Source organism: Sinimarinibacterium thermocellulolyticum, assembly GCF_040327995.1.
GTDB classification, from domain to species: Bacteria; Pseudomonadota; Gammaproteobacteria; order Nevskiales; family Nevskiaceae; genus Solimonas; species Solimonas thermocellulolyticum.
The window spans coordinates 232,173-246,684 of the sequence record NZ_JBEPIJ010000001.1 but is presented as its reverse complement, the minus strand read 5'-3'; the positions used below and the strand labels follow the sequence as shown (position 1 = coordinate 246,684).

Genomic DNA, 14,512 nt, shown 5'->3' with positions numbered 1-14,512 from the left:
CCGGTCAATCTTGGTCGTGGCGCGCCAGCCAGCGGCGCAGCGTCAGGGTGCCGGTGCGCTGTTCGAAGCAGTGCTCGGCATCGCCGAGCAGCGCCGTGACTTCGCGCGAGAGCTCGTCACCGGCCGGCGGCATCGTCGTTGAGCCGGCGCGTGCCAACCGCCACAGCCTCGCCAGTTCGATCGAGTCCAAGTCCTGACCTGGTACGAGCCGGGTGCGGTCGCTGCCGGTCTCGATCAAGAGCCCATGGAACAGCAGTACTTCGACGACGCGCGCGACGTGGTCGGGTTCGGCGCGCAGCGCCAGCGCCAGTTCCTCCTGCGTGTAGCCGGGTTTGCCGTCCATGAAGCGGCGCCCGGCCAGCCCCATGATCGTCAGCGCGAGATACTCGGCGGCGCGTCCCGACAGGCTCGCCGGCGTGCGCCGCGGTTTGAGGTGCTCCGGATGCTGGATGTAGAAGGCGAGCTGGCAGCCGATCAACAGGATCAGCCAGCCGAGGTAGAGCCAGATCAAGAGAAAGATGCCGATGGCGAAGCCGGAGTAGATCGCGTTGTAGTTGGTCGAGTGTGAGACGAAGGACGCGAACGCGGTGCTGCCCGCCTGCCACAGCACGCCGGCGAGCAGGCCGCCGAGTGCTGCCGCGCGCAGACGCACGCGCGTGTTCGGCACGAATACGTACAGGAAGGTGAAGACGCCGATGATCAGCGCGTACGGCAGCAAGCGCGCGGCGATGAAGACCATCAGGCCGAAGGGTTCGATATCGGCGATGCGCGTCATCGCCGCGCTGTTGAAGATGGCGGCGGTGATGCCCAGAGCCGCGAACACCGCGACCGGCCCGACGGTGAGCACGGCGAAGTACTCGCCCAACCGTTGCGACAGCGGCCGCGGGCGCTCGATGCGCCAGATGTGGTTGAACGCCGCCTCCACCTTCTGGATCAGCGACAGCGCGGCGTAGAACAGCAAGGCCACGCCGAGCGAGCCGAGCACGCCGACGCGAATGTTTTCGACGAAGCCGATGACATTGGCGGTGATGGTCTCGGCCTGGTGCCCCAGCGGCCGCAGCAATTCGAGCAGTACCGGCTCCAGCGAGTTGTGCACCCCCAGCGCTTTGAGTACCGAGAATGCCAGCGCCAGCAGGGGCACGATCGACAGCAGGGTCGTATAGACCAGGCTCATTGCGCGCATGCTGAGCTGTCCTTCGAGCAGGTCGCGTGCGAGCACGAAGGCGTAGCGGCCCAGGGTGATCCATCGCGGTGAGGGGGGCGTCGGGGCTTCCCGTTCCCAGAGCAGCTCGCGCAGCCGTTGCAGATAGCGGTCCATGGCGCCGCAGGATACCGGATCGGTCTTGCGCGGCCGGGTGCGCTGGGACCGGTTGACAGGGGTGGCGACCCCGGCTATGATGCGCCGCAACAAATGTTGCATTGCAACATTGCGGCCGTTCAGCCAAGTGATTCGGGGTATTTTTTCGTGGAGGATGTGACATGACTGTGGAGTCGATCGTGAATGAGGTGAAGACGCGTGCCGATCTGGTGGTCACGCGTGGTCAGGAGGTACTGGAAGCCGGTGTCGAGACGCTCAAGGCCGTCAACGCCGTGATCGTGGACGGCGTGCAGACGCTGGTTCAGACCAACGTCGCTGCCGGCAAGGCGCTCGTCGAGCTGACCCAGGCCAGCTTCGAGAAGGCCAAGGCGGACGGCATCAAGGCTGTCGCCAGCAATCCGATGGCCTACCTGCCGGAAGGCAAGGCCACGGTGGTCAATGCCTATACCGATAGCCTGTCGACCGTCAGCAAGACCGGCGAGCAGCTCGCCAAGACGCTGAAGTCGGGTTACGGCAGCATCGCCGCCAAGCTCAGCGGCGAGTCGGTTGCGGCCCAGGCCGGCAAGGCGGCCAAGGCGGCGAGGAAGACCGTGCGTAAAGCGGCCGGCAAGGCGCGCAAGGCTGCTGCAGCCGCCTGAGCGGGCGGCACTGTAGCGCCGCGCATGAGAGAACGCCGGCCGTGCCGGCGGATCGAAGGGGTTGGGGCGACGTCCCCGACCCCTTTTCGTTTGGGATGTCCTGACTTCTCGTGACGCAGATGCCAAGACCCAATAGGCCCTCGCCGGGGCGCGCGCGTCGAGCGCCACTCACTCGGTTGATCGACGGCTTGACCCTGATCGTCTTGCACGAGGCCGACGCGCTGGATGCCCTCGCCAAGGCCGCCGGCGAGCGGCTGCGCCTGGCGCGACGGGCGCGTAGCCTGGGCGAGCTGTGGCGCGATCAGGTGGATCTATTGCCCGAGACGCGCAATCGCCTGCGCGGCGACCATGCGGTGCGGCGCCGACTGTGGGCCGGTCTGGTGCGGGATCTGAAGCCGGGCGCGCCGCGCTTGCGCCGCTGAAGTCTTGGGTTCAGGGCGCGGCATCGTCCTCGCGCTTGCGCCGGCGCCTGTTGGTGGCGGCCATGCCCTTGCGTCTGGTGCGTGTCGCGCCCTCGGCCGGCTCTTCGGCATCGGCGATGCGGATGCGGGCGACCAGCTTCTGCAGCGCCGGGTTCTTGCGCAGCGTGCCAAGATTCGTTTTGACGAAGTTCGCGGCATCGAACTCGCTGGCGGCGCCGGCGAGTTCGCGCACGAAGCCGACCACGTCGGCCGGCAGTGCGCTGACATCGGGCAAGCCGAGAAAGCGGCGCAGCTCTTCCGGGCGGACGTCGATTTCGATCTTGATCTGCATGCGAGACTCTCCCTGCCGGGACGCCGAGAGCGGCGCCGCGGTTCGCGGCCCGAGGCCGCCGGCCGAGCATAGCAGCGGCGCGAACGGTCCGTGCTACTTGTGCAGCACCCACCACTGCGAGATACCGGTCATCAGCATCTCGACGGCGATCGTCACCAGGATCAGACCCATCAGCCGTTCCACCGCGGCGAGTCCGCGCTCGCCGAGCCCGTGTCGCAGCAGCGTGCTCGACAGCATGATCGGCAGGCAGAGCCCCCAGGCGAAGAGCAGTGCGCCGGTCCACTCGAGCCAGCGCGCGGGCTCGCGGCTCATCAGCAGCAGCACCGTCGCCAGTGCCGACGGACCCGCGATATAGGGAATCGCCAGCGGCACGATGAAGGGTTCGGCCGCGTTCTCTGCGTGCAGCGCGTGCTCGCGCGAGGGAAACACCATGCGCAGCGCGATGATCATCAGGATGATGCCGCCTGCCGCCGACAACGCCGGTTCCGACAGGCCGAGCAGGCGCAGCATCTGCCCGCCGAGGAACAGGAACAGCAGCAGCACCGCGAGTGCGATGAGCATCTCGCGCAGGATCACCCGGCGCTGGCGCTCGGGCGGCACCTGCTTGAGCGCGGACAGAAACAGCGGCACGTTGCCCAGCGGATCCATCACCAGGAACAGCAAGACCACGGCGGAAAGAAAGCTCATCGCCGCGTCACGATCCGGTCAACAGGCGCTGCGCCTCACGGTACTTGGCCGCGCTCTGGTCGATGACCGTCTGCGGCAGCCGCGGCCCCGGGGGCTGCTTGTTCCAGTCCAGGGTTTCGAGATAGTCGCGCACGAACTGCTTGTCGAAGCTCGGCGGGCTGATGCCGGGCTGGTATGTCGCCGCCGGCCAAAAGCGCGAGGAATCGGGCGTCAGCACCTCGTCGATCAGGTGCAACACGCCGTGCTCGTCCACGCCGAACTCGAACTTGGTGTCGGCAATGATGATGCCGCGCGTGCGCGCGTAGGCCGCGGCCTCACGGTAGATGCCGAGCGCGGTGTCGCGCACCTGGGCCGCGAGTCGGGCGCCGAGGCGGCGCTCGACCTCGTCGAAGCCGATGTTCTCGTCGTGTTGGCCCACCGGAGCCTTGTCGGCGGGCGTGAAGATCGGCTCGGGCAGGCGGTCGGCGAGCCGCAGACCGGGCGGCAGCGCGATGCCGCAGACCGTGCCGGTTCTCTGATAATCCTTCCAGCCGCTGCCGATCAGATAGCCGCGCACCACCGCCTCGATCGGCAGCGCGCGCAGCTTGCGGGCGACGACGTAGCGCCCCTCGATCTGGCGCCGCTCGGCCGCGCTCAGATAGTGCGCGACGTCCACCTCGGGCGCGAGATGGTTGGGCAACACGTGGGCGAAGCGCGCCATCCAGAAGTTGCTGAGCGCGGTCAGCACGATGCCCTTGCCGGGGATCGGCTGCGGCAGGACCACGTCGAACGCGGAGAGCCGGTCGCTGGTGACGATGAGCAGGTGCGCCTCGCCCAGCGCGTAGATGTCGCGCACCTTGCCGCGGTGGACAAGCGGTACGGAGCCGAGGGTCGATTCGTAGAGGGCGTCCATCGCAAGGCCGGATCGAGAGGCGCGCATTGTGGAGAACGGGGGCGAGCGGGTAAAGCCCGGCGCTGCGAAAAAGTGCCAAACCAGCCCCCCAGGCTGGTTTGGCAATCAGGGACGCAGACGGCGATCCAGTGGACGCGCGCCTTCCGTGGCCGCGGTTAGCCGCGCGTCCCTGTCTGGCACAGCAGGCTGTCGCTCACGCGGGCCCGCTCGATCTCCTCCCCACTGAAATACGCACGGCGCAGGTCCTGCAGGGCCTGCGCACCGGCCGCCGAATCGCAGGGCGGCGTGGCCAACATCGCGTCGCGCTCGGCCGCGTATCGGGCATAGCGGCGCTCCCAGTCGGCGTAGCGGGCGTCGAGCTCGGCGAGGCGACGCGCCTCGTCGGCGCCCACGTGCGCTTCGCGGTAGCGCAGGATCTGCGCGTCGCCGGCGCCCGCGGCCCGCATGCGTGCGACGACGGCCTCACGTTCGAGGTGCCCGACGGCACGCTCGCGCACCTCGCGGATTTCCGCGGGCGCCGCGGCCTCCAGGGCGGCGAGGCGCGCCGTGCGCTGCGCGTCCGTCAGTTGGTCGTCCGTCTCGATGCGCAGGCGTTGCAAAGCGTACTCGCCGTAGCGCTCCTCGGCGCCAAAGAAGGCCTCGATCTCGTCGGTACTGAAAGACTGCCGGCGCCGTTCGACCAGGGTGCGGAACACCTGCTCGGCCGTTTGGTACCAATCGATGGACTGCGCCGGATCGACGCTCTGCGACAGATAGGTCTGCGCGGACTGCTTGTAGGCGATGTAGCGGTCCAAGAGATCGTGCGCCTGCCGGGCGGCGTCGGCGGGCAGGGTCGCGTCGGCCCGCCGGCGGATCTCGGCGACGATCTCCTCCAGACTCCGCTCGCCGTGGGTTGCGAGAAAGTAGTCGAACAGATCGCGCGTGCGGCGGGTGACGCGCAACTCGCCGTTCGGCCCCGTCTCGAAGTACCCATCGACCTCCGTGCCGACCAAGGAGGCGGCGAAGGGCACGGCGTCGTCGGCGGCATCCTCGACCGCGTGCGCCGACGCCGCCGGCGCATCGTGCGTCAGCGGCGCGCCAGTGTCGGGTGCCGTGGGCAGGGAAGGTGCGGGCGGCCACTGCGCCGGTTGCGGCGCTGGTGCCGTCTGTGGCGCGCTGCGCTCGGGTTCATCGCGCAAGACGATGAGTGCGGCGCCGATGAGCGCCCCGACCATCGCCATGCCGAGCCTGGATGTGCGCACGGATCACAGCCCCGCGTTCTTCAGTCGGTTGGCATGCTGGCGATACAGGGCCACGGGATCGGTCCAGCCGTTGATGCCGAACAGGTGGTTCACAGCGTCGATGTGATTGAGGTGGTAGTCGTCGCGGATCACCTGGCCGAAGGCGGCGCTGCACACGTCGACCAGACCGTCGTTGGGCAGATCGAAGACGGTGCCGGTGAACGACAGCAGCGGGTCGGTGACGTCCCAGCCGTTGGTCGACGCGGTGTTGCCCATCCACGAGTAGTAGCGCTGATGGTGCCAGTTGCCCCACGGATCGCTCGCCCAGGCCTCCCACTCGCCGCCGCCGGCGCAGTAGGCTGAGCGATTCACCCCACGCGGATAGCGGTTGTTGAACTCCGTGGTGCCGGGCGTCGACAGCGAGATGAGCGAGGCCAGCGAGTTCTGGTCGTGCCAGCGGCCGGTGAGGATGTTGATCAGTTGCCCGACCCGGTTGGCGACGTCGGCCGCGGAACCCTCGAAGCGCGAGCCGGGCGGAACGATGCCGCGGATCACGTCGGCGACGCGCGAACCCTTGTTGACGCCGTTGACCGAGGTCACCGACGCCACGCGATCCGGCCGGATCGCGGCGGCGTAGCGCGAGGTGGGCGCCCCCTGGCTGTGCCCGATCAGATTGACTCTGGGGAAGCCCCAGCCCTCGATCTGGTTCAACAGCTCCTGGCCGCGCTGCTCGGAGCTATTGAAGGCCGAGACGCTGGCGACGCGCACCGTGGCATGGCTGCGTTCGAGTTGGTAGGGGATGGCGAAGAAGTAGTTGAAGACGCCGCCCAGTTTGTTGAAGCCGGAGATGCCGTGGACGAGCACGATCGGATGGCGCGTCTGCGTGTAATTGCCGGAATTGAGGATGCGGAAGCGCTGGTTCGGGCCGCCGTGGCAGTCCCACTGATGGACGTTGGCGCCGTTGTTCGTAGACGGCCCGGAGACGTCCACGCACTTGCCGCTGTGCTCGGAGCGCAGCAGGTACCAGCCGTGCCCGGCATACTCGACGTGCCAGTTCTGGTTGGCGTTGCCGGTGCAGGCCCACTGATGGATGTTGCCGCCGTTGGCGGTGGACCAGCCGGCCACGTCCAGGCACTTGCCGCTGTGTTCGCTGACCAGGCGGTGGTAGCCGTCCCGGGTCTGTTCCAGACGCCAGCGTTGGTTAGCATTGCCGGTACAGGCCCACTGGTGGATATTGCCGCCGTTGGCGGTGGACCAGTCGGCGACGTCGAGGCACTTGCCGCTGTGTTGCGCGATGAACCGGTTTTCCGCCTGCGTCGGCGGGCTTGCCAGCAGTGCGGCCGCGGCGACGACCGCCGCGGCGCCCCAACGCACCAAACTGCCGACACTCTCGATGTAGGCCTTCATGAATCTCCCCCAAGTCGCACGATCTTTCGTGTCCACGCCGCAGGTTCTGTGACCCATTTAAAGGCGTGAACGTCTCCAAAAACACGCGCAGGATACATACATGTCTTCAAAAAGCAAGTCCGCTCCGGCGCTGGGCCAGCCGCTGCCGCGCGGCCGGCACGGGCTCGGTGCGGATTACGTGCGCGCATCGCAGCGTGCGCGCTTGGTGCATGCGATGCTCACTTTGGTGGGCGAGCGCGGCTATCACGCGACGACGGTACCGGCGGTGGTGGCGGCGGCGCGCGCGTCGCGCAACGCTTTCTATCAGTTCTTCGCCGACAAGCAGGCTTGTTTTCTCGCGGCCTGCGACGAGGCCTCGGCCGAGGTCGTGGCCAAGATGAAGGCCTTCGGGGCCTATCCCGATTGGAAGCTGGGTCTGCGCGAGGGCTACGCGGCCTATCTGCAGTGGTGGCAGGATCGGCCCGGTCTGTGCATGGCGTTTTTCGTCGAAATGCCCACGGTCGGCGCCGCGGCACACGATCGGCGGGCGCGCTACTTCCAGCCGTTCGAGGACATGTTCACGCGGCTGGCGGCGCGCATCCGGCGCGAGCAGCCGGCGCTGCCGCCGTTACCGGCCTTCGTGCCGCGCATGCTCGTGGTGGCCTTGCACGAAAACCTGGCCGAGCAGGTGCGCGAGGGCCGCGTCCAGCGTCTGACCGAGGCGCTGGACATGTTCTTGTACCTCACCGTCAAGCTGCTCGCCGACGACACGACTGCGCGCGATGTGTTGCAGGTCGCGGCAGGCAAGGCGGCGGCGCCCGCGTCCGCGCCCCCGGCGTCGACGAGTTCGGCGCGCACTGCGCGCCGCCGGCATCGGCGATAATGGCGCGTGCCCTCCGAGAACTCCCGCATGGCCCGGCTCGCGCCGCTGATCGCCCCCAGCATCCTGTCCGCCGATCTCGCCCGTCTCGGCGAGGACGTGGCGCGCGTGCTCGCCGCGGGCGCCGACATCGTCCACTTCGATGTCATGGACAACCATTACGTGCCGAACCTGACCTTCGGCCCGGCGATCTGCGAGGCCCTGCGCAAGTACGGCATCCGTGCGCCGATCGACGTGCATCTGATGGTCGAGCCCGTGGATGCGCTGGCGCAGCTCTTCGCCAAGGCTGGGGCGACCTACATCACCTTCCACCCCGAGGCGACGCGCCACGTCGACCGCAGCCTGCAGGCGATCCGCGACGCCGGTTGCAAGGCGGGCCTCGTGTTCAATCCGGCGACGCCGCTGGACTGCCTGAAGTACGTGATGGACAAGGTCGACATGGTGCTGCTGATGTCGGTCAACCCGGGCTTCGGTGGCCAGAGCTTCATCCCGTCGTCGCTGGACAAGCTGCGCGAGGCACGTGCCTTGATCGACGCCTACACCGCCACCCACGCTGGCCGCGAGATCCGCCTGCAGATCGACGGCGGCGTCAAGGTCGATAACATCCGCGAGATCGCCGCCGCCGGCGCCGACACCTTCGTCGCCGGCAGCGCGATTTTCGGCGCCAGGGACTATGCGGCTACAATCGCGGCGATGCGGGCCGAGATCGCCCGCGCGACCTAGCCCGGCAGAACGAATCGATGCATCGGAAACGTCCGCAACGGCGGTGGTGGCGATGGTGCTGACGCGCCGTCCGTCCCACTCTCGCCTTGCTTCGAGCACCGTTCCGATGACCGCCTACAACCGCATCGCCCTGACCCGCGAACTGCCGGGCGACCTCGACACGCCCGTCGGCGCCTATTTGAAACTCGCGCATCGACCCTACAGCTTCCTGCTCGAATCGATGCAGGGCGGCGAACGCTGGGGGCGTTATTCGTTCATCGGCCTGCCGTCGCGCGAGGTGTTGCGCGTGCGCGATCGCGCGGTCGAGCTGCGCCGCGACGACGCGCTCATCGAGCGGCTGGACACCGACGACCCCATCGCCTTCATCCGCACCTGGGCCGCTCGTTACCGCGTGCGCCCGGACCCGGACCTGCCGCGCTTCTCTGGTGGTCTGGTCGGCTATTTCGGTTACGACTGCGTGCGCTACTTCGAGCCCAGGCTCGCCGCCGCCACACGCAAGCCCGATCCGCTCGGCACGCCGGACATTCTGCTGATGCTGGCCGACGAGCTCGTCGCCTTCGACAGCCTGCGGGCGACGCTGACCCTGATCGTGCACGCCGATCCGCAAGATCCGGCCGATCTTGCGCGCGCCCGCCGCCGGCTCGACGAGATCGAGGCCCGGCTCGCGGCGCCGGCAGACCTGCCGCGCGCGCCGATGCACGCCGGTGCGGCGCTGCCGTTCACCTCCTGCTTCGGCGAGGCGTCCTTCAAGCAGGCGGTCGCGCGCATCAAGGACTACATCGCCGCCGGCGACTGCATGCAGGTGGTGCCGTCGCAGCGCCTGACCGCGCCGTTTACTGCCGACCCGGTGCAGCTGTATCGCGCGATCCGTCGGCTCAATCCGTCGCCGTATCTGTACTGCATGAATCTGGGCGATCACCACGTCGTCGGCTCCTCGCCCGAGATCCTGGTGCGGGTCGAGGACGGCGAAGTCACGGTGCGGCCGATCGCCGGCACGCGCAAGCGCGGCGCCACGCCCGAGGCGGACCGCGCGCTCGAAGCCGAACTGCTCGCCGATCCCAAGGAGATCGCCGAGCACCTGATGCTGATCGACCTGGGGCGCAACGACGTCGGTCGTGTCAGCCAGATCGGCAGCGTGCGCCTGACCGAGAAGATGGTCATCGAACGCTACAGCCACGTGATGCACATCGTCTCCAACGTCACCGGTCGCTTGCAGCCGGGGCTCGATGCCCTGCACGCGCTCGCCGCGACCTTTCCGGCCGGCACACTCTCCGGCGCACCCAAGGTGCGCGCGATGCAGATCATCGACGAGCTGGAGCCGGTCAAGCGCGGTATCTACGGCGGCGCCGTCGGTTATCTCGGCTGGGACGGCACCATGGACACCGCGATCGCGATCCGTACCGCGGTGATCAAGGACGGCCAAGTGCACGTGCAGGCCGGCGCCGGCATCGTCGCCGATTCCGACCCGCAGTCCGAATGGGACGAGACCATGAACAAGGCCGCGGCGATGCTGTGCGCCGCGGCTTCCGTGGTCCACGGAGCGAAGACATGCTCCTGATGATCGATAACTATGATTCCTTCACCTACAACCTCGTGCAGTACTTCGGCGAGTTGGGGGTGGAGGTCGAAGTCCACCGCAACGACGGCATCTCCGTCGAAGAAGTGGCGGCGCGGAAGCCGCGCCACATCGTGCTGTCACCGGGGCCGTGTACGCCCAACGAGGCGGGCATCTGCCTCGAACTGATCGACAGGCTCAAGGGCCGCTTCCCGATCCTCGGTGTCTGCCTTGGCCATCAGGCCATCGGCCAGGCGTTCGGCGGCACGGTGAAGCGCGCGCGCGAGGTCATGCACGGCAAAGTCAGTGCGGTGTATCACGCCGGTACCGGCGTGTTCCGCGGCCTGCCGTCACCGTACACCGCGACTCGCTATCACTCGCTGATCGTCGACAAGGCCGATCTGCCGGACTGCCTGCAGATCACGGCGTGGACCCAGCACGCCGACGGTGCCTTCGACGAGATCATGGGCCTGCGTCACAAGACCCTGCCGATCGAGGGCGTGCAGTTCCATCCGGAGTCGATCCTCACCGAGCATGGTCACGCACTGCTCAAGAATTTTCTGGAGAGCTACTGATGCCGATCACGCCGCAAGAAGCGCTGCAGCGCACGATCGAGCACCGCGAGATCTTCCACGACGAGATGATCGGCCTGATGCGCCAGATCATGCGTGGCGAGGTGTCGCCGGTGATGACGGCCGCGATCCTGACCGGCTTGCGCGTGAAGAAGGAGACGGTCGGTGAGATCGCGGCGGCCGCCACGGTGATGCGCGAGTTCGCGCGCAAGGTTACGGTGCCGCCGCATCCGCACTTCGTCGACATCGTCGGTACCGGCGGCGACGGCGCGCACAGCTTCAACATTTCGACGGCGTCGATGTTCGTCGCCGCCGCGGCGGGCGCGCGCATCGCCAAACACGGCAACCGCAGCGTGTCCAGCAAATCCGGCAGCGCCGACGTGCTCGAAGCCTTGGGCGCGGTGATCGACCTGCAACCCGAGCAGGTCGCCGCGTGCATCGAGGCCTGCGGCATCGGCTTCATGTTCGCGCCCAACCATCACCCGGCGATGAAGGCGGTCGCGCCGGTGCGCAAGGAGATGGGCGTGCGCACGATGTTCAACATCCTCGGTCCGCTGACCAACCCGGCGAACGCACCGAACATCCTGATGGGCGTGTTCCATCCGGATCTGGTCGGCATCCAGATCCGCGTGCTCGAACGCCTGGGCGTGCGCAACGCCATGGTCGTGTGGGGCAAGGACGGCATGGACGAGATCACGCTCGGCGGTGCGACCATGGTCGGCGAGCTGCGCGGCGGCGCGCTGCGCGAGTACGAGATCCATCCGGAGGACTTCGGCCTGCGCATGGCCGGCAGCCAGAACCTGCGCGTGGCCGATGCGGCAGAGTCCCGGCAGCGGATTCTCGAAGCGCTCGACAATCGCGATGGCGTCGCCCGCGACATCGTCCAGCTCAACGCCGGCGCCGCGCTGTACGTCGCCGGGCTGGCCGAGACGATCGCAGACGGCATCGCGCGCGCCGGTGCCGCGCTGGCCTCGGGTGCGGCACGTGCCAAGCTAGACGCCTACGTCGCGACGACGCACAAGCTCAAGGCGGCGTCCTGATGACCGACATCCTCGACCGGATCCTCGCAACCAAGCGCGACGAGATCGCGCGCCTGAACCGGCGTTATTCGCGCCGCACGCTGGAAGATCTGGCGCGTGCGGCCGATGCGCCCCGCGGTTTCATTGCGGCGCTGCAGGCCAAGGTGGCGAACGGGCAGGCCGGCGTCATCGCCGAGATCAAGCGCGCCTCGCCAAGCAAGGGCCTGATCCGCGCGGACTTCGACCCGGCCTGGATCGCCCGCGAGTACGCGGCCGGCGGCGCCGCCTGCCTGTCGGTGCTGACCGACGAGCCATATTTCCAGGGACACAACGCCTTTTTGGTCCAGGCGCGCGCGGCCTGCGCGCTGCCGGTGATCCGCAAGGACTTTCTGATCGACGAAGCGCAGATCGTCGAGGCGCGCGCGCTCGGCGCGGACTGCGTGCTCTTGATCGCCGCGGCGCTTTGCGCCACGCAGCTCAGGGCGCTCTACGAAGCGGCGCGTGCCTTCGGCCTCGACGTGCTCGTCGAGATCCACGACGGCGCGGAACTGGATCAGGTGTTGTCCGTGGGTCTGGGCGCGGGGTGGCTGCTCGGCATCAACAACCGCAATCTGCGCACGTTTGCGACGAGCCTTGAGACGACGCTCGATCTGCTGCCGCGTTTGCCGGCCGGTGTGGACGTGGTTACCGAGAGCGGCATCGGCGCGCCGGCCGACGTCCAGCGCATGCGCGCGGCCGGGGTGCACCGCTTCCTGATCGGCGAGTCATTGATGCGTCAGCCGCGACCGGGCGAGGCGCTGCGGATGCTCTTGGCCTGAGCCTCAGGCGCCCTCGGGCACGAACACGCCGAGCACGAGGATGCTGCGGCCGACGGTTTGCACCATGCCGTCTTCTTCGAGTTTCTTGAGCACGCGCCCGGCCATCTCGCGCGAGCAGCCGACCAGGCGCGCCAGCTCCTGACGCGAGGTGCGGATCATGGTGCCGCGCGCGTGCGGGATCGCGCCCGGCTTCTTGACCAGTTCGAGCAGGATGTGCGCCGTGCGTCCGGCCACGTCGAGGAAGGCGAGATCGCCGAGCCGGCGCGTGGTGTCGCGCAGGCGCGCGGCGAGCTGGCCGGCGAGCTCGAACATGATGTCGGGATGCTCGACCGCGAAGCTGCGAAACACCTGGTAGCCGACTTCGGCGACCAGCGTCGGCGTGCGCGTGCGCACGATCGCGGTGCGCACCCGCTGGTCCGGGAACAGACACATCTCGCCGAAGAACTCGCCCGGCCCGAGGTAGGCGAGCACGATCTCGCGGCCGTGTTCGTCCTCCAGCAGGATGCTGACCGAGCCTTCCAGCAGCAGATAAAGGGATTGCGGCTCGTCGCCGGCGTGGATCAGCGTGTGCTTCGGCGGGTAACTGCGCTTGTGCGCGAGCTCGATGAACGCCTGCACGACGGGTTTGTTGAGCATCGCATCCTCATCCGCGCTGTACGGAGCGTTGTTTTGCCCGAAAATAGCACATCCGCCACTGCGACCTCGGGAGCAAGCGCTTGAAAGCACGTATCAAATGGAATGGTGAGGCGAGCTTCATCGCCGAAAGTGGCAGCGGTCACCGTCTGGTCGTCGACGGTCCGCCCGAGATCGGCGGGCGCAACCTCGGACCGCGGCCGATGGAGCTCGTGCTGATGGGCGTGGGCGCTTGTTCGGCGGTCGACGTGACCTTGATCCTGAAGAAGTCCCGCCAAGCGGTGACGGATTGCTGGGTCGAGCTCGAGGCGCAGCGCGCCGACACCGAGCCCAAGGTGTTCACCGCCATCCATCTGCACTTCGTCGTCGTCGGCCGCGAGTTGGCAGAGGCGCACGTCAAGCGCGCCGTGCAGCTTTCGGCGGAAAAGTACTGCTCGGCCTCGATCATGCTCGCCCGCGGCGGCGTCGCCGTGACCCACGACTACGAGATCCGCGCCGCCCCCTCGCCAGACTGACGCCGAAATGCCGCATAATTGGCGGCTATCCCATTCGAAGGGGCGCGTGCCCGGTGCCGCGCCTCCGGCCACCGGAGCACTGCATTGGCCAAGGCAAAGCCCAAGCCGACCAACAACCCCAAGCTCAAGCTGCTCGGCTTCAACAACCTGACCAAATCGCTGTCGTTCAACATCTACGACATCTGCTATGCCCGTACACGCGAGCACCAGCAGGAGTACATCGAGTACATCGACGAAGCCTACAACGCCGAGCGCCTGACCGCGATCCTCACCGAGGTGGCGCGCATCATCGGCGCCAACATCCTCAACATCGCGCGCGAGGACTACCAGCCGCAGGGGGCGTCGGTGACCATGCTGATCTCCGAGGGCCATCACGATGGGCTGCCGACGCCGAGCAAGAAAAAGGGCGAGAAGGAATCGGTGGTCGCGCACCTGGACAAGTCGCACATCACCGTGCACACCTATCCGGAAACGCATCCGGACGCGGGCATCTCGACCTTCCGCGCCGATATCGACGTGTCCACCTGCGGCAAGATTTCGCCGCTGCGCGCGCTCAACTACCTGATCAAGTCCTTCGAGTCGGACATCGTCGTGATGGACTACCGTGTGCGCGGCTTCACCCGCAATGTGCGCGGCATGAAGCACTTCATCGACCACAACGTCGAATCGATCCAGGACTTCCTGTCGGCGGACATCAAGAACCGCTACCAGATGATCGACGTCAACGTCTATCAGGAGTTCATCTTCCACACGAAGATGCGCCTCAAGGAACTCGATCTCGACACCTATCTGTTCGGCGAGGGCGTATCCGAGCTGCCGCCGCGCGAGGCGCGCAAGATCCGCGACCGCGTCAATCGCGAGATCCTCGAGATCTTCTACGGTAAGAATATGCAGCACGCCTGA

The 14,512-nt window shown here is 67.5% G+C and carries 17 protein-coding genes; 10 read left to right on the top strand and 7 right to left on the bottom strand.

The features are described from left to right. Positions 1 to 4 precede the first annotated feature (4 nt). Positions 5 to 1,318 (bottom strand): YihY/virulence factor BrkB family protein, encoded by a 1,314-nt coding sequence (locus ABSH63_RS01230; RefSeq protein WP_352886638.1) that lies wholly within the window; start codon positions 1,316 to 1,318, stop codon positions 5 to 7. A gap of 179 nt (positions 1,319 to 1,497) precedes the next feature. On the opposite strand from ABSH63_RS01230, the gene ABSH63_RS01225 reads away from it, so the two are divergent. After that, entirely contained in the window at positions 1,498 to 1,956 is a 459-nt protein-coding gene (locus ABSH63_RS01225) for a hypothetical protein (protein ID WP_352886636.1), read from the top strand. A 188-nt stretch (positions 1,957 to 2,144) separates the two neighbouring features. Then, positions 2,145 to 2,378, top strand: a complete 234-nt coding sequence (locus ABSH63_RS01220) for a hypothetical protein (RefSeq protein ID WP_352886634.1) — start codon at positions 2,145 to 2,147, stop codon at positions 2,376 to 2,378. A 10-nt stretch (positions 2,379 to 2,388) separates the two neighbouring features. On the opposite strand, the gene ABSH63_RS01215 is transcribed toward ABSH63_RS01220, so the two are convergent. From ABSH63_RS01215 to ABSH63_RS01195, 5 genes are all read right to left on the bottom strand, one after another. Next, positions 2,389 to 2,709, bottom strand: a complete 321-nt coding sequence (locus ABSH63_RS01215) for a hypothetical protein (RefSeq protein ID WP_352886633.1) — start codon at positions 2,707 to 2,709, stop codon at positions 2,389 to 2,391. A 93-nt stretch (positions 2,710 to 2,802) separates the two neighbouring features. Beyond that, a complete protein-coding gene (locus ABSH63_RS01210) occupies positions 2,803 to 3,396 on the bottom strand; it encodes a MarC family protein (RefSeq protein ID WP_352886632.1) in 594 nt (197 codons plus the stop codon). Between the two features lie 7 nt (positions 3,397 to 3,403). Beyond that, complete coding sequence (locus ABSH63_RS01205; RefSeq protein WP_352886630.1) at positions 3,404 to 4,288, bottom strand: phosphoribosylaminoimidazolesuccinocarboxamide synthase; 885 nt, start codon at positions 4,286 to 4,288, stop codon at positions 3,404 to 3,406. A 155-nt stretch (positions 4,289 to 4,443) separates the two neighbouring features. Next, on the bottom strand, positions 4,444 to 5,529 hold the full coding sequence (locus ABSH63_RS01200; RefSeq protein WP_352886628.1) for a lipase secretion chaperone: 1,086 nt from the start codon (positions 5,527 to 5,529) through the stop codon (positions 4,444 to 4,446). Positions 5,530 to 5,532: 3 nt separating this feature from the next. After that, on the bottom strand, positions 5,533 to 6,915 hold the full coding sequence (locus tag ABSH63_RS01195) for an alpha/beta fold hydrolase (protein WP_352886625.1): 1,383 nt from the start codon (positions 6,913 to 6,915) through the stop codon (positions 5,533 to 5,535). Between the two features lie 100 nt (positions 6,916 to 7,015). Between ABSH63_RS01195 and ABSH63_RS01190 the strand changes: the two genes are divergently transcribed. The 6 genes from ABSH63_RS01190 to trpC all read left to right on the top strand — a co-directional run bounded on the left by ABSH63_RS01190 (position 7,016) and on the right by trpC (position 12,461). After that, positions 7,016 to 7,777: a TetR/AcrR family transcriptional regulator gene (locus ABSH63_RS01190; RefSeq protein WP_352886624.1), complete on the top strand. Its 762-nt coding sequence runs from the start codon at positions 7,016 to 7,018 to the stop codon at positions 7,775 to 7,777. A 27-nt stretch (positions 7,778 to 7,804) separates the two neighbouring features. Next, complete coding sequence (gene rpe, locus ABSH63_RS01185) at positions 7,805 to 8,497, top strand: ribulose-phosphate 3-epimerase (RefSeq protein ID WP_352886623.1); 693 nt, start codon at positions 7,805 to 7,807, stop codon at positions 8,495 to 8,497. 106 nt (positions 8,498 to 8,603) lie between these two features. Beyond that, complete coding sequence (gene trpE, locus ABSH63_RS01180) at positions 8,604 to 10,055, top strand: anthranilate synthase component I (protein WP_352886622.1); 1,452 nt, start codon at positions 8,604 to 8,606, stop codon at positions 10,053 to 10,055. Beyond that, positions 10,046 to 10,627 (top strand): anthranilate synthase component II, encoded by a 582-nt coding sequence (locus ABSH63_RS01175; RefSeq protein WP_352886621.1) that lies wholly within the window; start codon positions 10,046 to 10,048, stop codon positions 10,625 to 10,627. The genes trpE and ABSH63_RS01175 overlap by 10 nt, the downstream gene beginning before the upstream one ends. After that, a complete protein-coding gene (trpD, locus tag ABSH63_RS01170) occupies positions 10,627 to 11,664 on the top strand; it encodes an anthranilate phosphoribosyltransferase (RefSeq protein WP_352886620.1) in 1,038 nt (345 codons plus the stop codon). The genes ABSH63_RS01175 and trpD overlap by 1 nt, the downstream gene beginning before the upstream one ends. Further along, entirely contained in the window at positions 11,664 to 12,461 is a 798-nt protein-coding gene (gene trpC, locus ABSH63_RS01165) for an indole-3-glycerol phosphate synthase TrpC (protein WP_352886619.1), read from the top strand. Before trpD ends, trpC begins: the two co-directional genes overlap by 1 nt. A gap of 3 nt (positions 12,462 to 12,464) precedes the next feature. Here the strand turns inward: trpC and ABSH63_RS01160 are convergent, their stop codons facing one another. Then, positions 12,465 to 13,097: a cyclic nucleotide-binding domain-containing protein gene (locus ABSH63_RS01160; protein WP_352886617.1), complete on the bottom strand. Its 633-nt coding sequence runs from the start codon at positions 13,095 to 13,097 to the stop codon at positions 12,465 to 12,467. Positions 13,098 to 13,177: 80 nt separating this feature from the next. Between ABSH63_RS01160 and ABSH63_RS01155 the strand changes: the two genes are divergently transcribed. Together ABSH63_RS01155 and speD are read left to right on the top strand one after the other, a co-directional pair. Beyond that, positions 13,178 to 13,609, top strand: coding sequence for an OsmC family protein (locus ABSH63_RS01155; RefSeq protein ID WP_352886615.1), 432 nt, complete (start codon positions 13,178 to 13,180; stop codon positions 13,607 to 13,609). An 84-nt stretch (positions 13,610 to 13,693) separates the two neighbouring features. Continuing rightward, positions 13,694 to 14,512 carry an adenosylmethionine decarboxylase gene (gene speD, locus ABSH63_RS01150; protein ID WP_352886614.1) on the top strand — a complete coding sequence of 273 codons (819 nt, stop codon included), beginning with the start codon at positions 13,694 to 13,696 and terminating at the stop codon, positions 14,510 to 14,512.